At 47.1% G+C, this 22485-nt stretch carries 17 protein-coding genes; 5 read left to right on the forward strand and 12 right to left on the reverse strand.

Annotated features, from left to right (window positions below; genetic code table 11):
- Positions 1 to 7 precede the first annotated feature (7 nt).
- The 6 genes from HQ865_RS22480 to ileS form a co-directional block, all read right to left on the reverse strand.
- Positions 8 to 781, reverse strand: a complete 774-nt coding sequence (locus HQ865_RS22480; RefSeq protein WP_173417060.1) for an exodeoxyribonuclease III — start codon at positions 779 to 781, stop codon at positions 8 to 10.
- Between the two features lie 117 nt (positions 782 to 898).
- Positions 899 to 1600 (reverse strand): peptidylprolyl isomerase, encoded by a 702-nt coding sequence (locus tag HQ865_RS22485; protein ID WP_173417061.1) that lies wholly within the window; start codon positions 1598 to 1600, stop codon positions 899 to 901.
- A 273-nt stretch (positions 1601 to 1873) separates the two neighbouring features.
- Positions 1874 to 2218 carry a hypothetical protein gene (locus HQ865_RS22490; RefSeq protein ID WP_173417062.1) on the reverse strand — a complete coding sequence of 115 codons (345 nt, stop codon included), beginning with the start codon at positions 2216 to 2218 and terminating at the stop codon, positions 1874 to 1876.
- A gap of 166 nt (positions 2219 to 2384) precedes the next feature.
- Entirely contained in the window at positions 2385 to 2990 is a 606-nt protein-coding gene (locus HQ865_RS22495) for a lipoprotein signal peptidase (protein WP_173417063.1), read from the reverse strand.
- On the reverse strand, positions 2991 to 3377 hold the full coding sequence (locus tag HQ865_RS22500; RefSeq protein WP_173417064.1) for a TraR/DksA family transcriptional regulator: 387 nt from the start codon (positions 3375 to 3377) through the stop codon (positions 2991 to 2993).
- Positions 3377 to 6823 carry an isoleucine--tRNA ligase gene (ileS, locus tag HQ865_RS22505; RefSeq protein ID WP_173417065.1) on the reverse strand — a complete coding sequence of 1149 codons (3447 nt, stop codon included), beginning with the start codon at positions 6821 to 6823 and terminating at the stop codon, positions 3377 to 3379. The genes HQ865_RS22500 and ileS overlap by 1 nt, the downstream gene beginning before the upstream one ends.
- A 72-nt stretch (positions 6824 to 6895) precedes the next feature.
- On the opposite strand from ileS, the gene HQ865_RS22510 reads away from it, so the two are divergent.
- Positions 6896 to 7078 (forward strand): hypothetical protein, encoded by a 183-nt coding sequence (locus HQ865_RS22510; protein ID WP_173417066.1) that lies wholly within the window; start codon positions 6896 to 6898, stop codon positions 7076 to 7078.
- A gap of 207 nt (positions 7079 to 7285) precedes the next feature.
- Here the strand turns inward: HQ865_RS22510 and HQ865_RS22515 are convergent, their stop codons facing one another.
- A complete protein-coding gene (locus HQ865_RS22515; RefSeq protein ID WP_173417067.1) occupies positions 7286 to 9832 on the reverse strand; it encodes a PIG-L family deacetylase in 2547 nt (848 codons plus the stop codon).
- A gap of 767 nt (positions 9833 to 10599) precedes the next feature.
- Here HQ865_RS22515 and HQ865_RS22520 point away from each other — a divergent pair.
- The 4 genes from HQ865_RS22520 to HQ865_RS22535 are packed head-to-tail and all read left to right on the forward strand — an operon-like array spanning position 10600 to position 15229.
- Positions 10600 to 11229 (forward strand): TetR/AcrR family transcriptional regulator, encoded by a 630-nt coding sequence (locus HQ865_RS22520; protein ID WP_173417068.1) that lies wholly within the window; start codon positions 10600 to 10602, stop codon positions 11227 to 11229.
- 5 nt (positions 11230 to 11234) lie between these two features.
- Positions 11235 to 12596, forward strand: a complete 1362-nt coding sequence (locus tag HQ865_RS22525) for a TolC family protein (RefSeq protein WP_173417069.1) — start codon at positions 11235 to 11237, stop codon at positions 12594 to 12596.
- A gap of 24 nt (positions 12597 to 12620) precedes the next feature.
- A complete protein-coding gene (locus tag HQ865_RS22530) occupies positions 12621 to 13679 on the forward strand; it encodes an HlyD family secretion protein (protein ID WP_173417070.1) in 1059 nt (352 codons plus the stop codon).
- Positions 13680 to 13684: 5 nt separating this feature from the next.
- A complete protein-coding gene (locus tag HQ865_RS22535; RefSeq protein WP_173417071.1) occupies positions 13685 to 15229 on the forward strand; it encodes a DHA2 family efflux MFS transporter permease subunit in 1545 nt (514 codons plus the stop codon).
- A gap of 538 nt (positions 15230 to 15767) precedes the next feature.
- Here HQ865_RS22535 and HQ865_RS22540 read toward each other — a convergent pair.
- From HQ865_RS22540 to HQ865_RS22555, 5 genes are all read right to left on the reverse strand, one after another.
- The gene (locus tag HQ865_RS22540; RefSeq protein ID WP_173417072.1) at positions 15768 to 16730 is read right to left on the reverse strand and encodes an isopenicillin N synthase family dioxygenase; all 963 of its coding nucleotides are present in this window, start codon (positions 16728 to 16730) and stop codon (positions 15768 to 15770) included.
- Between the two features lie 350 nt (positions 16731 to 17080).
- A complete protein-coding gene (locus HQ865_RS22545; protein WP_173417073.1) occupies positions 17081 to 19069 on the reverse strand; it encodes a tetratricopeptide repeat-containing sensor histidine kinase in 1989 nt (662 codons plus the stop codon).
- Positions 19070 to 19158: 89 nt separating this feature from the next.
- The gene (locus HQ865_RS26075; RefSeq protein WP_262889705.1) at positions 19159 to 19290 is read right to left on the reverse strand and encodes a hypothetical protein; all 132 of its coding nucleotides are present in this window, start codon (positions 19288 to 19290) and stop codon (positions 19159 to 19161) included.
- Between the two features lie 285 nt (positions 19291 to 19575).
- Positions 19576 to 20211, reverse strand: coding sequence for a hypothetical protein (locus HQ865_RS22550; RefSeq protein WP_173417074.1), 636 nt, complete (start codon positions 20209 to 20211; stop codon positions 19576 to 19578).
- Positions 20212 to 20717: 506 nt separating this feature from the next.
- The gene (locus HQ865_RS22555; RefSeq protein WP_173417075.1) at positions 20718 to 21929 is read right to left on the reverse strand and encodes a collagen-like triple helix repeat-containing protein; all 1212 of its coding nucleotides are present in this window, start codon (positions 21927 to 21929) and stop codon (positions 20718 to 20720) included.
- Positions 21930 to 22485: the final 556 nt, after the last annotated feature.

The raw sequence follows: 22485 nt of genomic DNA on the forward strand, positions 1-22485 counted from the left end.
GGGGGGACTACTCAGCCGGCCCCAACTCCAGCAATACCGGGCAATGGTCTGAATGTTTTGCCTCAGATAATATCGCTACCCGTTTAATGCGCGACTCCAGTGGCAAACTGGCCATGGTATAATCGATACGCCAGCCCAAATTCTTAGCGCGGGAATTGGCGCGGAAGCTCCACCAGGTATAGTTATGCGGTTCCTTATTCAGGTGGCGAAAGGTATCTATAAAGCCCGATTCTACAAATTGCTCCATCCATTCGCGTTCTTCGGGCAAAAAACCTGATGAGTTAGCGTTCGATTTTGGGTTATGGATATCAATAGGGCGGTGGCAAATATTGTAATCGCCACAAACCACCAAATTGGGATGTTCCACTTTTAGTAGCGTAAGGTATTTACCAAATTCATCCAGGAAGCGGTATTTAAACACCTGTCGCTCATCACCGCTTGATCCTGAAGGAAAATATACGCTCATGACAGATACATCATCAAAGTCTACCCGGATATTACGGCCTTCGCGGTCAAAATCGGCAATGCCGCAACCGTATTCCACATGTTTGGGTGTGCGTTTGGTAAGGATAGCCGTGCCGCTATAGCCTTTCTTTTCAGCCGGGAACCAATAGTGCTGGTAGCCCAATTGCTCAACCAGGTGCAGGTCGGTCAGTACATCGGGTGTGGCCTTAATTTCCTGCAGGCAAACCACATCGGCATCGGTAGCCTGTAGCCAGGCCAGCCAGTTTTTATTCATGGCAGAACGTATGCCGTTAACGTTATAGGTAATTATTTTCATATTTAAATAGAACCGTCATCCTGAGCGATAGTGAAGGATCCCCGACATGCAGAGCAGATCTGTATAGTTTGGGATCCTTCACTATCGCTCAGGATGACGAATTGGTTGAATGCTTGTTTATTTCCTTAATCCTGTCAACTTATCCATGCGCCTGCACTCACGTCTTTTCAGCACTTCCACCGTCATAGGCACATCTGCCAGCGGGCGGTCTTTGGCGTCTTTTTTAACAGCCGCAATACGGTCAACCATATCAAGGCCAAAAACTACTTCACCATAAACGGTATAGCCATGGTCTAGCTGGGCTGTGCCGCCAACGCTGCGGTACCATTCGCGCTGCCATTCGGGTACTTTAAAGCCTTTCAGGCGGCCTTGCTCCAGTTTGTCCAGGTCTTCATCGGTATAGCGCTTACCTTCCACAATGTAAAACTGCGATGCGCTTGATGCTTTTTCGGGGTTATTATCCCTCGCAGCAGCCAGCACGCCTTTTTTATGGAATAAGGTATCGTTAAACTCGGCAGGGACACGGTATTTCAAATCGCCCTCGCCCAAAGCCTGGCCGGGTTTAGCGTTTTTTGAATCCGGGTCGCCACCCTGGATCATAAAATTTTGAATGATGCGGTGGAATAGTGTACCGTTATAAAAGCCCTCTTTGGCCAGCTTAATAAAATTATCGCGGTGCTTTGGCGTTTCGTTATACAGGCGGATGATGCACTGCCCATAACTGGTTTTAATGCGCACATATTGATTTTTCGGCGGTTTGGCAAATGCCGTAGCTACGCCTAAAAACAGGACTAAGCAAAGGGTAATTACTTTTTTCATCAACGATCTTTTGGCTGGCTTAAATATGGCATGAATATACAAATGCGATACCCAAATTACAATTATTTGACCATGGGGAATTATTTAAAGCATGCTGTTTGGGGCTAAAGCCCATTAGCATTTTACACTATCCGTCCCATAAATGGTACGGCAATGAAATATAACAATTCATTGCCGTTGGCTTTAGCCAACAGATAAATAAGGAAAGGAGATGGCTTTAGCCTAAAGATATGCAGTTAAATTATAAAAATGGTACCACCTTAAGTTTGGATGCTACTGATCCATCTCCTCAAAATAATTGATGATGAGTGATTTCATATTCATCTCCTGCTCCAGCAAGGTATAGTTAGGGATGGGTTTCACCAGTTTCCAGTGCGGCCAGCCATCCTGGTCAAGGCCCTCCAGTTCGTAAAAGCCCATCAGGCTGAACAGTTTGCAGGTGGCAATATGCATCAGCTCTTCTTTTTGGCGCTTGCTGAATTTACGCGGCCCCTGGCCCAGTTCCTGTACGCCAATCAGGAACAGCATCACTTTTATATCGGGTATATCGGTGTCAAAATCGGCCGCAATGCGTTCCTGCAAGGCTTTCCATTTGGTATTGATCTCGGCTGGTTTCATGGGGGGTAAAGATAGAAGAATAGTCGGAAAGACCGGAAGTCGGAAAAGTCCGAAAGAATAAGTTTATTGACCCGTTTGCCCCTTGCGATTAAAATAAGAAAGCCGCTTAACGCGGCTTTCTTGCTTTATATGTCTTTCGGACTTTTCCGACTTCCGGTCTTTCCGACTATTCCTCCACCACCTCACTATTCAAACTCAGTTCTTCCACCTTCTCGTGTTTGAAGTAACGTTTTTGCCAGATCAGGATGGCGATAACGCCTACCGAGATCGAGGCATCGGCAAAGTTGAATACCGGCTGGAAAAACTCGAAATACTGCCCATGCCAGAACGGAAACCATGATGGATAGGTGCCCCTGATCAACGGGAAGTAAAACATATCAACCACGCGGCCCTGGAAAATGGGGGCATATTTGTATATCACGCCGTAAAATGTCGAATCGATAATGTTACCTACTGCGCCGGCAAATATCAGCGCCACGTTCATAATTAAACCGCGGTGATATTTGTGTTGCACCAGGTAATACACACCGTAACCGATAGCGGCCACAGCGGCTATACGGAAGATGGTGAGCGCAAGTTTACCGGCTATGCCGCCAATTTCCCAGCCAAAGGCCATGCCGTTATTTTCGGTATAGTGCAGCATACCGCGGCTACCCATAAACCGAATTTCTTCGCCAATGTACATATGTTGCCTCACCCAGATCTTGATAACCTGGTCGATAATAATAATGATCAGCGCAACTAAGAAAGGCTTTACGTAAGCTATCTTCATTTAGTACTGTTTCATTTTAGCTTCCATGCTCAGCGTAGTATGCGGCACGGCGCGCAGGCGTTCTTTCTGTATCAGCTTACCGGTTTCGCGGCAAATGCCGTAGGTTTTATTCTGGATACGAACCAAAGCGGCCTCTAACTGCTCGATAAACTTTTTTTGACGGGCAGCCAGCTGGTTGATAGATTCCTTCTCTAAGGTAGCCGAACCGTCTTCCAAAGTTTTATAAGTACCGGCAGTATCGTCGGTACCATTGGCGTTAGGATTGCTTAATGATGAAGCCAGGCTGTTCAGCTCCTCTTTGGCAATACGTAATTTCTCAAGGATGATATCTTTAAATTCCTGCAGTTCTGTGTCAGAATACCTGGTTTTTGCGGTTTCTTCTTTCATTATATTTTATTTATAACAATTACAATTTCAATTCCGTCTATCTCTGTTTTTTCGCCTTCGGTTAAAGTGTTGTTAAACAGGATAGTGTCCGCCAAAATTTCGGCGCAAATATAGGATAAATTATTAGTTACGGCTTCGCGGATATGTTCTGCATTGCCAAGTGTAACATTTATCCTGTCGGTAACTTCAAACCCGCTGTTTTTACGCAGGTTTTGTACCCGGTTAATTAGTTCTCTCGATGTTCCCTCCTGTTTTAATTCGTTGGTTAAGGTAACATCTAAAGCCACGGTTAGTTTGCCTAAATTTGCAACCTGCCAGCCCGGAACGTCCTCGGCAATGATTTCTACATCGGACCTCAAAAGCATAAAATCTGAAAAAAGAGGAATCGGCGATATTTCCTCATCCACTTTGAACTCAATTTTTAATTTCTTTTTATGTTCCAAGATTTCTATTTGTTGTTGACTTAGATTATTAATCACTTCAACAATAGGCTTCATGTTTTTCCCGACTTTAGGGCCCAAAATTTTAAAATTTGCTTTGACCTTCTTTTTAATTAAGCCGGATGTACTGTGTATAAACCAAATATCTTTTATGTTAGTCTCAGATAATATCAGTTCTTTAACCTCATGGATTTGAGCTTCTCTCTTTTTGCTAAGTACGGGAATTAATACTTTAGATAAAGGTTGACGAACGTTAATGCCAACTTTTTTTCTTATCGATAATATAAGGGAAGATATTTCTTGTGCTAATTGCATCTTCTCCTTTATAGCTCCATTTATTAATGGATTTCTTTTTCTATTAGGAATTTCATAAATTGGAAAAGAGGTTAAATGTACCGACTCAAATGCTTCTTTTTTAGTAACCGAATTAAGGTCTTTATATAATTGATCTGCAAAAAAAGGAGCAATCGGAGACATTAGTTTTGATACCGTAATGAGACAAGTATAAAGTGTCTGATATGCCGATAATTTATCACTCGGGATATCTGAGCGCCAGAATCTACGACGGCACAAACGTACATACCAATTACTTAAATGTTCATCTACAAATTCCTGTATTGCTCTTGCCGCTTTGGTGGGTTCAAAATCCTTATAATAGGCATCAACATCTTTACTCAAAGTATTTAGCATTGAAATAATCCATTGATCTATCTGCGGTCGCTTTAATATTTTAATCTCGGCCTCGCTGTAGTTGAACTTATCGATATTGGCATACAGCGCGAAGAACGAGTAAGTATTATACAGCGTACCGAAGAATTTACGGCGCACCTCGTCCAAACCCTCGATGTTGAATTTCAAGTTATCCCATGGCGAGGCGTTGCTGATCATGTACCAGCGGGCCGCATCGGCACCATATTTCTCGATGGTCTCGAAAGGTTCTACAGCATTGCCTAAACGTTTAGACATTTTGTTGCCGTTCTTGTCAAGCACCAAACCGTTTGATACCACGTTCTTAAAGGCCACGCCTTTGTTACCCACCAGGCTGTTAACAGCTTTTACCTCGTCGCTGGCTTCGCTAAGCATTACGGCTATAGCATGCAGGGTAAAGAACCAGCCACGGGTTTGATCCACACCTTCGGCAATAAAATCGGCCGGGTAGGCATCGGTAAATTGTTCCTTATTTTCGAATGGGAAATGCCATTGTGCGTAAGGCATAGCGCCGCTATCGAACCAAACGTCGATCAGGTCGGGTTCGCGGAACATCTTATTGCCATTGGCTGATGTTAACACCACATCATCCACATAAGGGCGGTGCATATCTTCCAGCTTAAAACCGGCAGGCATAAAGCCCGCGGCGATAGACTGTTCTATCTCCTTGTTCAGTTCCTCTATCGAACCGATACATTTTTCTTCCGAACCATTTTCCTCGCGCCAGATAGGCAGCGGGGTACCCCAGTAGCGCGAACGCGACAGGTTCCAGTCAACCAGGTTCTCCAGCCAGTTACCAAAACGGCCAGTACCGGTCGATTCCGGCTTCCAGTTGATGGTTTTGTTTAGTTCTACCAGCTTATCTTTAACGGCGGTTGTTTTGATGAACCAGCTATCCAGCGGATAGTAAAGTATCGGTTCATCCGTACGCCACGAGTGCGGGTAGCTGTGTTCATATTTCTTAACGTCGAACGCTTTGTTATCCGTTTTTAGCTTAATGGATATCAGTACGTCGGTAGCTTTAAAGCCCGGTGCTTCGCGTTCTTCTTTGGTATAGTATTCTTCTTTAACGTAATAACCGGCAAAGTCGGTTACTTCATCTACAAATTTGCCCTGCTTATTTACCAGCGGTACTTCCTTGCCTGTTTCATCCAGTACCATTACCGATGGCACATCGTTCTCTTTACAGGCCCTAAAGTCGTCCGCGCCAAAAACAGATGCGGTGTGCACAATGCCGGTACCATCTTCGGTAGTTACAAAGTCGGCAGGTATCACACGGAATGCTTTGGCTTCTAACTCTGCGTTAGTTACGTAAGGCATCAGTTGGTGATAACGCAGATCCACCAGGGCGCTGCCTTTAAACTCGGCTTTAACGGTCCATGGGATAACTTTGTCGCCTTCTTTATAATCGGCAAACGATGCGTTCTCGCCTTCGGCTTTAAAGTATTTTGGTACCAGTACTTTAGCCAGCACTACGCTAACAGGTTGGAAAGTATAAGGGTTAAAGGTGGCAATTTTAACATAGTCGATGTTCTCGCCAACGGCCAGGGCACAGTTTGATGGAAGCGTCCACGGGGTGGTGGTCCAGGCCAGGATAACGGTATCCTCATCAGCGCTTTCGAACAGGGTCGGCATCAGCGGGTGCTGCTGATCGTTCTTTAAATGGAATTGGGCCACAATGGTAGTATCCTTTACCATTTTATAAGTACCCGGCTGGTTCAGCTCGTGCGAGCTTAAGCCCGTGCCCGATTTAGGCGAGTATGGCTGTACGGTATAACCTTTGTACAGCCAGCCTTTTTTATACAGTTCCTTCAGTATCCACCAAAGGCTTTCGATGTATTCGTTCTTGTAGGTGATGTAGGGGTTTTGCAGGTCGACCCAGTAACCCATCTTTTCGGTGAGGTCGTTCCAAACGTCGGTATAGCGCATTACCTCTTTGCGGCAGGCATCGTTATAATCTTCTATCGAGATCTTTTTGCCGATATCATCCTTAGTGATGCCCAGCGATTTTTCAACCGCCAGCTCAATTGGCAAGCCGTGCGTATCCCAGCCGCCTTTGCGTTTTACCTGGTAACCTTTAAGGGTTTTGTAACGGCAAAAAATATCCTTTATGGCACGTGCCATCACGTGGTGAATGCCCGGCATGCCATTGGCAGAGGGCGGCCCTTCGTAAAAAGTATAAGGGTTGGTGGCCGGCCTGCTGCTGATGCTTTTTTCGAAGATGTTATTCTGCTGCCAGAATTCCAGTACGTCTTTACCTGTTTGCGATAAGTTTAATTGCTTATATTCCTTGTACATCAGTGTATTCGCCTCAATTTTTGAGGTGCAAAAATACGGAATTTTAACTTTAAAAAAGCATATATTGCCGCGATGGATAATAAAGTTAAGCGAACACTGGTATTATTGGCCATTTCGGCGGTGCTATTCGTCATATCCGAATTTTTCCATACTTCGTGGACACCCTGGATCCGTGGCGCATCCGCCGGCCTGGCGCTTGGTGGGGTATTTAGTGTGGTGTTGATATTTGCTGATGAGTTGAAGCGGAAGAAATAGCAATCGTTGCGATGAGTTTCAGCCCCCTGGAAAGAGCGTAGGGGATGTGCGATTCCCTCCCATAGGGAGGGTGGAGGGAGGGGTTTCATCAAGCGCAATAAACCCCTCCCTGCCACAACACAACCAACCGCACCCCTCCCGGGAGAGGGAACTGGAAAAGGTTTCGAACACTCAAGGTTTCACCCCCCATGGCATAGGTCAAAAGGCCTACTTCTCCTTTTTCAACTTCACCGGCTTCGGCGGCGCGCTCATCAGGTTAACAAATAGCCGGTATGCGCCCGGCACACCGGCCGGCAGTTCACGGAAGAAATCTAACGAAGTGTATACAAACCTGCCGCGGCCATATTCGGTAGTGATGAGCGAACCGTTTTTGGGCGCTTCGCCGGGGTCGTTCATTTCCAGCGGGGCCTCATATTTAGCGTCGATGCCGCTGACGAAGTAAAGGCCACGTTCCTGGATCCAGCCATCAAAATCGGCCGGGGTGATCTTGTTGGGGAAGTTCAGTACCGGGCTATTGGGTTTGGTGAAGGTAACTTTGGCGGTTTCGTCGGTTACGCGTTCATTCACCACGCGGAACGGATACGGGCCAATTTGGTTGGTTACCAAAGTATTGAAGGTGTTGTACTGCACTACCAGGTTGCCGCCTTTATTCACATATTCCAGCAGTTTGGGTTGCTCTACTACCAGGCGCGGGTTCACGTTATAAGCGCGTACGCCGGTAATGATGGCATCGTAGCCCGAAAGGTCGGTGTTCATGATCTCGTTCTCGGTGAGCATGTGCACATCGTAGCCTACCTGTTTAAGGGCTTCGGGTACCAGGTCGCCGGCACCGGCTATGTAACCGATCTTGTTGCTGCCGCCTTTTATCTTCAGGTCGATGCTTACCAGCTTAGCCTGCGCGGGCGGGAACAGGGTGATATTCGGTACATGGTCGTAATGGATACGCTGTATACCCAGCGACGATGTTTTGCCGTTGATCTCGGCCACAGCCACCAGTTCGGCGCTTTTTTGCTGGTTATCGGTCGGGCTAACTACAAATTCGGCGGTCCACTCGTCGTTTTTATTTTTATTGGTAAACGGCACCTGTAGCGGGCTGATATTCCAGCTGGGGATGGCCTGCATACGAATGCTGCCGCTGCCCGCCACAAAGCTTTTCAGTTTTACCTGCACCACCTTGGGCTGTTTGCCATTGAACACATAAACCGGGCTGGCCAGGTTGGCAATGATGGGTGGGGTGATCTCTACAGGCTGGTAGATCTCGCCTTTGGCGGGGTCTACGTATTTGTATTTAATAGGCCGATCAACCGTAATTTCTTTTTCGAATATTTTAAAGGAGATCCTGTTTAGATACGGGTTATTTTCTGGTCGTGTTTTTTGATCCGTATAACCGCTATCGTCTAATGAATCTATAAAATAGGTACCGATAGGATGCGACTTTTTTAACCAATAGGGTTGCGTTATTGCAGTTGTAGCTAATAAGGTTTGATCATATGACTTTACGCTATTTAATGGCAGATCGGCATTTTCGCCAACTGGCATCATTGTATTGACTGTGAAGTTATAATTCTTGTCATCTGTGGATGCCGGAAAATAATTAATAACATACACTTTTGCCGGGACATCGTTTCGCTTAATAATTTGTGTCCTTACAGACATTTTTTCTCCAAGAGCATAAGTAGGAGCCGCTGCATAACTCTCCACCCACAACCCAGAACAAGAAAGTATCAATTCACTCAACTCTGCAGTTTTCTGGTCTTGCCAATAGCGGTCTTTTATTTTTTTAACCTTTTCAAGAATTTGAACCAAGCCTTGCACCGACTTCTCCGGGTGCTCATCATCAAACCCTTTTTTTATATCTGCCATTTCGGCGGCTATCGCGTCGCCGCCATCAACCCTGCCCCAGGTGGTGTTCACGCCATCCATCAGATCAGTTTTGGGGGCATCGCCTAAAATGGTGCGGAAATATTCATACGATGTTCCCCTCTGCGCGGCCGAGCCGAAGCCCTGTGTTTTGTGGTTACTGCGGCTTTCGGCGGCTATCTCGCCGTAGCTTTTGCCCAGCAGCGGGTTGTAGCCACCAACGTCAAATTTAAACTGGTTCTCGGCTGTGGTAACCGCGCTGCCAAAATTAAAGGTGTTCCACATTAACCTTTTGGCCTGCCATACCTGTACGTATTTCAGTTGTTCGGGAAAACGTTTCGGATCGGCTGCCGCGGTGAAAGCTTCCTGCGCTAAAATGGCCGAACTGGTATGGTGCCCATGACCGCCTTCGCCGGTCGTCGGGAAACGGCAGATCATCACATCGGGACGGAACTTGCGGATCACCCAAACCACATCGCTCAATATCTTTTCGCGGTCCCAGATCTTCAGGGTCTCTTCCGGCCCTTTACTAAAGCCAAAATCGTTAGCGCGGGTAAAAAATTGCTCGGCGCCGTCTACACGGCGGGCGGCTAATAACTCCTGCGTGCGTATCAATCCCAGCAGTTCGCTTTGCTCGTTCCCGATCAGGTTTTGGCCGCCATCGCCACGGGTAAGGGCCAGGTAGCCGGTGCGGTAATGCTTCTCCTGCGCCAGGTAGCCCAACAGGCGGGTGTTCTCGTCGTCAGGGTGGGCGGCTATGTATAGTACGCTGCCCAGTACCTGCATCTTATTCAGATTTTGGCGAATGGTGCCGATATCGGACTTAGGCGCTGTTTGCGCGAAGCAAACGTTAGCAGACAGTATGGTTAAGCTAATTAAGGCTCTTATTTTCATAAAGCGCGGTTTTGTGATGGTGGTATTCAAGGAATCAGATCACGTAAAAATTTTTATAAAAATAGGGAATGCGGTTTACTGTGCAATAGCCCTTACCTGCCAAACAATGTAATAAATATGTTGAAATGCTGGCCGGATAAGACGCGCCATTGACGTTAACCCCCGGGTATTTAATAAATTTTAGCTAAAGCCCCTTTCGCTCCTGCCCAATCTGACCGTTGGCTAAAGCCAAACGGCAATGAAAATCGCCGCTGCTTTATCTTCATTGCCGTCCCCTTTAGGGGGCGGATAATGTAGCAATGCAAGTGGCTTCAGGCAAAATTATTGCACTTGGTAGTGGTCATTTAACCCCGGGTATTTAATAAATTTTGGCTAAAGCCCCCTTCATTCCTGCTCAATCTGACCGTTGGCTAAAGCCAAACGGCAATGAAAATCGCCGCTGTTTTATCTTCATTGCCGCCCCCTTTAGGGGGCGGATAATGTAGCAATGCAAGTGGCTTCAGCCAAAATTATTGCACTTGGTAGTGATCATTTAACTGGCGCTGCATTTCACGTATTCCAGGTATGTGGTTGATCCTGGGGTAACGGTAATTAATAAATTTTAAAAAAGTTTAAAATTAAAAACAAATATAAACGTCATACCATTATATCATTAATTAATCGTTTGATTAAAAATTTAACATTGATAATCAATTAGTTAATATAGAATGACAAAAGGATGATACGGTTAATCAATCGCTTGATTAATTTTGACCCATCAAAAGAAAATGGACAAGGATAAAATAGACAAAAAGGACCATATACTGGACGTAGCCGAGCGGGTATTTTCAGATCACGGGTTCGACGGCGCTTCCACCCGGATGATATCGGGCGAGGCCGGGGTTAATATGGCCATGCTGAATTACTACTTCGGTTCGAAGGAAGGTTTGTTTTTGGCAGTGATTGGCCGCAAGATCAGCAGTTTTAAAGACCTGCTGGTTACCATCAGCGGCGACAACACCATGACCCAGTGGCAAAAAGTGGTAAAGTATATCGATCTGTATAGCGAGAAGATCGTATCGAATAACTGCTTTCAAAAATTGATCTACCATGAAATGACGATGAACCGCCGGTCGGAGCTGGCCGATAGCGTTCGCGAGATCCTGATGCAGAACGTAAACGAGTTTCGCAAGATCATACAGGATGGTATTGATAACGGTGAGTTTAAAAAAGATATAGATACCCACATGGTTACCGCCACCATTTACGGTACCAAAAACTACGTGGTAAATATGCCGCTAATGACATCGGCCCTTTTTGGGTACGATATACAGGACGATAAGATACTGGAAGAACAGTTTAAGCCCAGGATGAAATCGTACATGACAAACTTATTAAAATGTTACCTACTCAATTGAAACATATGAATACACTAAATAATCACCCCGTTAAACGCTACCTGTTTAAAATACCGGGTAAGGCTTTGGCCGCCACCCTGTTGTTTGCAGCTACCGTTATTACAGCCGCTACGGCCCAGGAGCGCACCATTACTATTGATGAGGCGATAAAGCTGGGTATCGAAAACAGCAAAACGCTGAAAATGTCGCAATCGAAGATCGATCAGGCCGTTTCAGAATATAACCAGGCTAAAGATAAAGCCCTGCCCACCGGCAGCGCCAGCTTTGCCTATAACCGCGCGCAGATCCCGGCGCACACGCTTGACCTGGGCGGCGGCGACCCGATCCACCTGCCATCATCGGCCAATGCCTACTTAGGCATCGCGTCGGTAAGCGAAACTATTTTTGCCGGCAACCGCCTGCGCTACGCCCGCGAAAGCACCGACCTGCTGGTTAAAGTTGCCCGTTTGGATGTGGATAAGGATAAAGAAGAGATCAGCTACGATGTGATCAACGCTTACTATGGCCTTTACAAAGTGCTGCAAAGCAAAAAAGTTGTTGAGCAAAACCTGAAAACAATCGACGCGCAGATCAAACAATCGCAGCGCTTTTTTGAGCAGGGTTTAGTAACCAAGAACGATGTGTTGCGTTTCCAACTGCAACGCGCCAATATCGAACTGAACGGCATCGACCTGGAAAGCAACCGCAAGATCATTAACTATAACCTGGATATCCTTTTAGGCTTGCCTGAAAGCACCCAGCTGAACATAGCGCAGATCAACGAAGCAGACAGGAAGATGGGCATGCTATCAAACTACATTGATACCGCAATAGCTAACCGCCAGGAACTGAAACAATCTGACCTGCGCACACAGGCCGCCGAGGTTAATATCAAATCTATCATGGCTAACAAGGCACCTACTTTGGCTGCCAGTGTTGGTGGTTACTATGTTGATGTATCTGGCAACCCAATACCGCAAAGCGGCAAATTTATTACACCGATAACCGCTGGCCTGACCCTGTCGTGGAATTTCGGTACGCTATGGACCAACAAGAACAAGGAGGCCGAGGCCCGCATACAGCGCGACCAGACCGTGATTGGTAAAGACATACAACTGGATGCCATTAAACGCGAAGTGAACGGCAACTACCAGAATTATCAAACCGCTGTTAACAAAATTAAACTGCTGCAAACCAGTATTGAACAGGCAGGCGAGAACAACAAGATACTGGAAAACAAATATCAAAGCAATATCGCATCGGCAACAGACCGCGCGGATGCCGAGACCTTGCTTTACCAGGCGCAAATAAACCTTGAACTGGCTAAGGCCGATGCGGGTTTAGCGTATTATACCCTACTAAAATCAACCGGAAAACTTACAAAATAACGAAAACTCAAACACATTAATACAATGGCAAAGGAACAAACAACTCCGCAGGAACCTAAAAAGAAGAACAAAGTGATCCCGATCATTTTGGGCGTGTTACTGGTAGGAGGCATGATATTCGGGGCTAAGGAATATATCTATTATAGCAAACACGAGGATACTGACGATGCGCAGATCGATGGCGATATCAGCCCGGTAGTGGCCCGCGTTGGCGGCTATGTAGATAGCATTTTCTTTGAAGAGAACCAGCACGTAACTAAAGACCAGGTACTGGTTAAAATTGACGACCGCGATTACAAAGTAAAACTGGAGCAGGCCATCGCCGCCAAACAAGGCGCAGGATCGGGCACGGGTGTTAACGAAGCGCAGGTATTATCGCAAACTGCAAATTCGGCCAGCGCTAAAGCGCAGGCGGTATCGGCAGGCGCGCGTTTAGAGAAAGCAGAAAAGGATTACGCACGCTATGCTAACCTGGTGAAAGACGGTAGCGTTACCCAGCAACAATTTGACCAGGCCAAAGCCGACCGCGATGTAGCCGCCGCTACTTACAAAGCCGCGCAGGACCAGTACAAAGCATCGGTTGAACAAATTGGCGCTACCCGCAGCCAAATGACGGTAATTAACACCGGCGTTACCCAAAAGCAGGTAGATATTGATTACGCTAAACTGCAACTGAGCTATACTACGGTAAAATCGCCGGCAGGTGGTATCACTTCTAAAAAGAGCATACAAGTTGGTCAGCTGGTACAGGCAGGACAAACCCTGTTCTCGGTAGTGAACGATAATAGCATCTTCATCACCGCTAACTTTAAAGAAACCCAGCTTGATAAACTGCGTAACGGCCAAAAAGTAAACATAGAGGTTGATGCTTACCCTGAACTGAAGGTAGAAGGTACGGTGTACAACTTCTCGCCAGCTACAGGTGCTAAGTTCTCGTTACTGCCACCAGATAACGCTACAGGTAACTTTGTGAAAGTAGTACAGCGTGTACCTGTAAAAATTAAAATTAACGCTGCTAAAGATGTGATGGAGAAGTTGCGTCCGGGTATGAGCGTTAATGTTTCGGTAATAACTAAAGACTAATAACCATGGCTGAAACCGGCTTTAAAAAGTGGATCATCACCATTACGGTGATCGTGGCTTCGTTACTGGAGCTTATCGATACCACTATCGTTAACGTTTCGCTTCCGCAGATACAGGGTAACCTGGGCGCAACCTTAGAGGATGTGGCCTGGGTAGTAACCGGCTACGCGGTAGCAAACGTAATAGTGCTGCCCATGTCGGGCTGGCTGGGCAGCCGTTTCGGGCGGAAGAATTACTTTCTTGCATCCATTATTATATTTACCATCGTATCGTTTTTGTGCGGTAACGCGCATACCATGGGCGAGTTGGTTACCTTCCGTATCATCCAGGGGCTTGCCGGTGGTGGTTTAATATCTACAGCGCAGGCCATCCTGTTGGAGACCTGGCCACGCGAGCAGATCGGTACTGCTACGGCCCTGTTTGGTTTAGGCGCGGTAGTAGGCCCAACTGTGGGGCCTACCATTGGCGGCTGGATAACCGACCACTATGCCTGGCCATGGATATTTTACGTAAACATCCCGGTTGGCGCGCTGGCGGCTTTCTGTACGTACACTTTTATAAAGGAAACGCCCAAGGATGCCAAGGGTAAACCGGTTGACTGGTGGGGGATCCTGCTGCTGGCTATAGCCGTAGGCAGTTTGCAAACCGTGTTGGAAAAAGGCGAAAGCGAAGATTGGTTTGCCAAAACCTATATCCTGGTGCTGACTATCGCAGCCGTATTGGGCTTCATCCTGTTTATCTGGCGCGAGTTAAGTACCGACCACCCGATCGTGAACTTCAGCATCCTCCGGCACCGGAGTTTCGCAGTGGGGATGTTTACATCCTTTGTGCTGGGTTTCGGGTTGTACGGATCGGTGTTTGTGTTCCCGGTATTTTGCCAAAACCTGCTGGGCTTTTCGGCACAGCAAACAGGCGAACTATTGTTCCCCGGCGGTTTGTGTACCATTATGATGATGCCTTTCATCGGTAAAATGTTGAATAAAGGGATCCCGGCGCAGTTTATGGCTACCGCAGGCATGTTTCTGTTCTTTGTGTTTACCAATATGCTGAGCCACAGCACGCTGGCCACCGGCGAAAAGGATGTACTGGTACCGCTGCTGATCCGTGGTGTGGGTATGGCTTTATTATTCGTGCCATTAACCACCCTGGCCATGGCCGATCTGAAAGGCCCTGAACTGGGACAAGGATCTGGCCTGAACAACATGATGCGCCAGTTAGGCGGCTCGTTCGGTATCGCCATCCTGACTACGGTTATCCACAACCGCCAGGGCTTTCACCGCAGCAACCTGTTAAATAACATCAACCAGTACAACCCACTGTTCAACGATCGCTTTAACCAGTTGTTGCACGGCTTTATGGCAAAAGGCAAATCACTAACCGATGCCACTACCATGGCCTACAAAGCCATCGAGGGTATGGTTACCCGCCAGGCCATGCTGTTAACCTACGACGACGCGTACTGGATCTCGGGCATGGTAATGCTGTTCTCGATACCGTTGCTTTATTTGCAGCCATTTAAGAAGTTGAAGGCAGTGGCGGATTCGCATTAAAAGAATAGGCCCCACCCAAACCCTCCCCAGTAGGGAGGGCTTAAAAATACTAAGCCCCTCTCCTTTGGAGAGGGGGTGGGGTGAGGCTCCAAAAAAAGAAAGCCGTTCTGCTGTTAAGCGGAACGGCTTTTTCCCAAAAATCAACAATTAAATCTTCTCCTCCACGGGAAAAATACATTTTAACACTAACGTTTAAACATGTAGCCGCGAGTGTATTTAATCATACCACTAAAATAAAAAAATTTAATTAATAATCTAAAATTTATTTCAGGGATATTTTGGGGACAAATGCGTGGACAAACATAAAGGGCTTTGCGGTATCGCAAAGCCCTTTATGTTTGTTTCTAATTCCCTGCGCTGGGAGGGAATTGCGCAGAGTTCCAGCGCTATTTACTCACCCCGACTACGCTCCGCTGGTCGGCCCTCTCTTCGCTGCGCGGAAAGAGGGGATCGGGTTATCCGATATTGCTCCGGCCCTCTTTCCGCGCAGCGAAGAGAGGGTGGTCGGCGAAGCAACGACCGGGTGAGTCTCGCCGCCTTACTTCTTCAACCCTATTTCCCGCAACCTTTCATCCAAATATTCGCCCGCCGTCATATCGCTGAACTGTTTCGGGTGCTCGGCATCAATGGTTGATGGCAGGCTGGTCAGATCCATGTCCGACTTAGGGTGCAGGAAGAACGGCACCGAGAAGCGCGAGTTCTTCATCAATTCGCGCGGTGGGTTCACCACCCGGTGTGTGGTCGATTTTAATTTGCCGTTGGTGAGGCGCTGCAGCATATCGCCAACGTTCACCACCACATCCTCGCCATGGGCACTCACCGGGAACCAGGTGTTCTCGCGGGTAAGCAGTTCCAGGCCGTCGGCGCTGGCACCGATCAGCAGGGTGATCAGGTTAATATCTTCGTGGGCGCCGGCACGTACCGCGTCGGCAGGCAGCGAATCTGGATCTTCAATACCGAAGTAGTGCAGTGTGCGCAGTATCGAGTTGCCGTTGTGCACATGCTTGTCAAAATAGTTTTCGTCCAAACCCAAATAAATAGCGATGGCTTTCAGGATAGATTTACCGGCCGTTTCCAGCTTTTGGTAAACCTCTAAAGTTACCTGGTTAAACTCGGGCAGTTCCTCTACCATCACGTTGGCCGGGTACTCATCTTTCACAGGGTCGCCATCTGTAACGGTCTGGCCTATCTGCCAAAACTCCTTCAGGTCGGGTACCTTGAAGCCTTTGGCGGTCTCCTTACCCTTGCCGGTATAACCACGCTGACCGGCCAGTCCCGGGATCTCGTATTTAGACTTTACATCGTCGGGCAGGGCGAAAAGGGTTTTCACCTGCTTATATAAATTATCTATCAGTTCTTTACTTAAGCCATGGTTGGTGATGGTGACGAAACCGGTCTCGTTAAAAGCCTTGCCAATGTCGTCCGAAAACTGTTTCCGCTGGGCCGCGTCGCCGTTAACATAGGTGTCCAGGTCTAAGCGGGGAATGTTTACTGTACTCATATTTTAAAGTTTAAAAAGTAAAATTATCCAATTAATATTTGATAAAGCACAGGTGTGAAAAAATATTTAAGCGGTTGCAGGGCGTAAATGTTTTAAATAAAGCGGCGACCGGTACAGCGAATGCGTTGGGCCCCGTGCGATTCCCCTTTCGAAAGGGGCGGAGGGGTATGTCCTTTATTCGGTGTGCATGGCCATAACCTGCGGCGTGTGCTTTTCACTATTTCCCCGCGTTAGGGATTGCAGCGGATACCGGCCCTGTGGCTAAGGCCTTGTGTAGAATGAGCGGAAAGCCCGGGCCGGAGGCAACGCCATAATGTGCAGCCGAAGGAACAGAGAAGCAAACAATCGTATTACGCTATTGGAACGGTAAAGGTAAAGGTACTGCCTTTACCAACTGTGCTTTCTACCCCAATACTGCCACCGTTAAGGGTTGCAAAATACCGGCACAGGTTAAGGCCTAAGCCGGTGCCTTTCTCGTTGGCGGTACCAAACGAGGTATAATACTCGTCTGGTTTAAAAAGCTTTTGCTGTACTTCATCGCTCATACCTATGCCGGTATCAGTTACCGATAAATGCAATAGCTGATCTACCACCACAGCCGAAATGATGATGCTATCGCCTGCGCGGCTAAATTTTATGGCGTTTGCTATTAAATTCCGCAATACAATATCAATGGTTGATATATCGGCCATCACCAAAATAGCCTGATCGTATTGGTTTACCAGTTTAATATGCTTGTTGGCGGCCTGTTTGCTAAAACTGTGCAGGTTTGAGCTGATGAGGGCCTGGATATCGAAGGCCACCTTGTTAAGGCTAATGCCCTCCATCTGGCTTTTGGCCCAGTACAACACATTATCCAGCAGCGCCGACGTACCAGTTACGTTTGCCAGTAATTCTGCCGATATGGAGGTGATCTCCTCGCGCGTTAGCAGTTCGCTGTTAAACAGGGTGAGCGTATCCTGCAGGGTAAGCACCGGCGACCGCAGATCGTGCGAGATGATCGAGAACAGCTTGTCTTTAGTGGCGTTTATTTGTTCCAGCTGTTCGTTCTGGCTAATAATTTCCTCGTGTTGCTCGGTAATTTCCAGGTTTTGCTGCAAGACCTCCTGCCGGCTGGCAATAAGCAATTCGTTATCTTTCTTTTTTATCTGTAGGTTGCGATAATAAAACACCATTAAAATAACCGCCGACAGCAAGGCTACCCCAATTAAACAACCCATGGCATACTGCCGCTGGATGGTGGTTTTTTGAAGCAGGATCTGCACTTGGTTCAGCTTTTTATCTTTAAGCAGGGCAACGTTTACATCTTCTTTTTTCTGCAATTTGTAATTGTATTGCAGCTTTTCAACAGCCTTTACGTTATCGGCATTAACAATACTGTCCTTTAATTGGGTGTACAGGGTTTGGTAATTGTATGCGCTGCTGTAATTGCCAATTGCAGCATACACTTTTGCCATTTGCAAATAGTTATCGGGCAGTAAGGCTTTATAATTATACTTTTTGCCAATGCTAAGGCCCTTTTGCGCAGCAGTTAACGCGGCGTTGTATTGTTTTTGGGCGATGTTTAGTTTGCTAAGCAGCAGGTACATTTCTGAAAGGTGCGGGAACTCTGCTTCATCAGCATTCGATACGATGTTTATAGCCTGCGTTAACCATTTCCGGGTATCGGCATATTGTTTACGGTAAAAGTAAATGCCGCTAACGTGGTAAAGCGAGTTGGATTTAAACGTAAGCTGGTTTTGTTTAAGGGTTTCGCTAACCGCCAGCGATTGCATATAAAACTTTAAGGCCAGCGTATCCTGTTTTTGCTTTTCGTATATGCGCCCTATATTCATATTGCCCCGCCACACGTTTTCTTCGTGGTGCTTCATTTTGCCGTAAATATCAAGGGCCTTTTTAAAATAATCCAGCGCCTGGGCAGTTTGGTTTTCATCAAGGTAAACTACACCAATATTGTTATACGAGCCGGCAACGCCAGCCTCATCGCCCATCTTTTCAAATATTTTAAGAGACTTTAACGCGCTTTCAATACCATTTTGCATATCGCCGCTGGCTTCGTACGCCACGCCCATTAAACGCCAGGCTATGGCCTGGCCCTTATCGTAATGTAGTTTTTTTGCCAGCGCCAGTTGTTTTGCAGCAAGGGCAATTGCTTCATCGTTCCGTTTATCAATGTACTCAATAATCAGCTGCTTCATGGCGTTTACCTTAACCGTATCGTTGGGCATTTGGCCAATCACCTGTTTTAAGCTGTCGGCTTTTTTAAACTGCGCTTTTAAGGGAGAGCAATACAACAGGCAAAAGGCAAGCGCAGCTAACGGGATTGATTTTACAGTCATTAGATATCCGGTAAATTAGGGAGAAAATAAACGGGTGTATTCTCAACGTATAATTAGCAATATAAAGTTGAAGTTTAAAACAAATTTTGTTAATCTTTTTCCCGGAAACCTTGCACACCAGTTATCAGCATTTTTAGGTTAAAAGGCTTGCGGTAGCCATAAGCGGTTGTTACCCCGGGCTTGTTGAAGGGTGCATTGGCCGGATGGGGTTTCGCCATCATAAGCATTCGCGGTCAACAATTCATTAATATTAACCATTGTGGCGTTGCCTGCGGCCGGGCTTTCCGCTCATACGCCTGCAGGCCTTAAGCGCGGGGCCGGTATCCGCTGCAATCCCTACCACTACACAAGCCCGGCACACCCCTCCTCAAGGAGGGAACTGTCTAATCTGGGCTATTACTTTCGAAAGGAGCGGAGGGGTATGTCATTTATGCGGTGTGTATATCACAATCCTCCAATGACTAATGCCAGTGCAGCGAAATGACCAACGCCATAAATGGCCATCATTACAAATTACCGGTACCCTGCCGCATCCATGGCGGTATGGGCGGTTGGTAGCCGGGTTTTATCATATCGTTTATTCTTGGCTGTAGCATCCATACGCCAATAAAGTGGAACCATACCATAAAAAATTCCGCGGCAAATTCGCCAAAGCCTACCGGCCTTTGCAGCTCTACTGTTTTAATGGTTTTGGCAACCATATACATGCAGTAAAAAAGGGCAAACGTAGCCAGGAAATGAAAAGGCATCATCAGGAAAAACAATCCGCCTATGCCAAAGGGTACCTGTGCCGGGTGTGTAAAAAAATCGAGCATCATTATACATATAAACCCGCAGAACACGGGCATATACACTACGCCATACCAAAAGCAGATCCTGAACCATTTGAGGTTAAGTTTAGCGCCGTCGGGAATTTTGCTTTGCAAGCCTACACCAATGGCCCAAAACCAGCCAAACATAACGGCCATGATGAGCAGCCCGATAAGCGGGTAATACCTAAGATAGCTAAACATGCCGGTGGGGTTGCCCCCGGCTATCATACTGCCAAACACGCTGGCCATTAACATCATTTGAAACAAAAACGGGACAGCCGTTGTGAGCAGAAACAATTGCCAGTGTTTGGCCTTTAAAAATACTTGCATGGTTTACAGAATTGCGACAGGTGAAAATCATCACTAATATAAAAAATCATCACCGAAAATGAAATCGCCCGGGGCCACCGTTTTTTACGGTCGTTACGCTTGAGTGTTTGAAATAGTAGTTTGTCACCCTGAGCGATAGCAAATGGGTCTCTCGCGTGCAGATCCAATAACCAATCCGTAAGCACTGGCGGTAGATTTTTCGCTATCGCTCAAGAGATAGTTCTTCACTACGTTACCCATGACATGTTTGTTTTTCCGCTGAAGCCTCACCCTGCCCTCTCCAGCGGAGAGGGTTCCAAAGTCTCCCCCTTTGGGGGAGATTTAGAGGGGGCTTTCATCGGCATGTCATAAAAACCATTAGAGGCCACCGGGATTATATTACTCATAATGACAAGTACATTTTTTAACTATTCCGAACACTCAAGGTTTTTACCCAAACAAAAACGGGTACACATGGCCCTTATTAAGCCGGCGTACCCGCATAGGTTAAGCGCAAATACGATCTCTTAAATAGCAGCCGAAGAAATTACGCCCCTGATAATTTCAGTGATCTCGTTCTCGTCTACTTTTAAATAGGTATTGGTTTCTTCTATCAATATCTTGCCTCTTTTTCCCTTAGCACCCGGGGCACCGATATTGCCATGTTTACCCACATTGCCTGCCTGTCCCGGAGGGCCGCCATCGCCACGGCCGGCCACACCTGTAAAAGGTGCACCGCTGCCGCCACGTCCGCCCGCGCCTGGCTGGCCGCCTTTACCGGCTTGCCCGCCATCTGCGCCCAGGCCGGGTTCGCCTTCCTGGCCACCCAAATTGTTTACCACGTATAACAGTGGGGTAGCATTTGCCCTTAACGACCATAGCTTCACCAGTCCGCCGTTACCGCCGTCGCCGCCATTGCCACCATCGCCGCCGTTACCGCCATCACCACCGTTGCCGCCGCGCCCGCCATTACCGCCGTCTTTAGGGTTGCCGAGGCCGGTTTTGCCTTCTCCACCCCGTCCGCCGTTACCGCCAATACCGCCCTGCTGCCCGTTGCCGCCAACCTGCCCAAGCCCGCCATTGCCGCCTTTGCCGCCTATGGCGTTCAGGTAAACCTCGGTAGTTTCGCCAAATGCTTTGCAAATAAAGCTTACCGAGCCTGCATCCCTGCCGTTTTCGCCGTTCGCGCCTTTATTGCCATTATTGCCTTTGCTGCCATCGGCCCCGTTTCCCCCGTTACCGCCAGCATCGGCCGACCATTTCTTAACACCTTTTATTGAAACTTTCATACCGGCACTGCGCCCGTTACTGCCATTTTTGCCATTGCCGGCGGCCTGGGTTATGGCCTGCGCGGCTTCGTTCCAGTCGGTTGCCGCTTTGCCTTCCCGGCCGCCGGTGTTCTCGATATCGATAATGCCGGTACCCTTATTGGCAATAACCACTATATTACTTGCCGAGCGTATTTTTGATTTTTTAGCGGCGATGATCTCATCGCACACAATGATCACGGCAAAATCCTCGCCACGGGGGTTAACAATTTCGGTTTGATTTTTTACGATCAGCGTTTTGGTACGCAATACCGCGAAGGTGCGTTTCTCGTTACCGTGTTCGCCAAAAATGGTGGTTTCCGTATCGTATACGGTAGATGCCAGCGAATTAAGGATCTTTTGTTTTTCATCCTGTGCGAAGGCAGATACACACATTGTCAGCACGACTACTAATAATTTTAATTTTTTCATGATAATGATGGTGATTAAGTTTTACGATTTTTTTATGCTAAGCTACAGCCACCAAAGCGCGCGGATACAGGTGTTTTTACCCTTTTTACTTGCGTATCTGCCGAAGTTTTGCTTAGCTGCCGGAGAAGCGGCGGCGTATTTAATTACCTCAATGACGAGAAGCAAATAACAGCGCGGCAGATGACCTAATGACGCGCCCCCCTCTTGCATATCCCACCAAATTTTTGTATATTGTATCAGCCTGTCGCCACAATTTAGCTTTCTATTGTACTATCCTGCAAACGAAAATTTCGTACAGCGCTGGAAAATCGATGAAAAATCAAACGAAATCCAAAGGAAAAACAGCCTTTTATTATCGGTTTTTGATACCTTTTTTTATCTGCATGGAGCCGGTACCCTGTTCTTTTATGTATTAAACCTGCATATTCAAAGCAAAACTATCATGAAGCAGCCGGCTCTGTGCCCTCTGTGCAAACCTCTGTGTCCTCTGTGGTTAAAATCTAAAACCGGAAATTTTTTTATGATAAGATTTGCAAATCCGGACAAGTGCAGGGCA

It is taken from the genome of Mucilaginibacter mali, assembly GCF_013283875.1.
Taxonomy (GTDB): Bacteria; Bacteroidota; Bacteroidia; order Sphingobacteriales; family Sphingobacteriaceae; genus Mucilaginibacter; species Mucilaginibacter mali.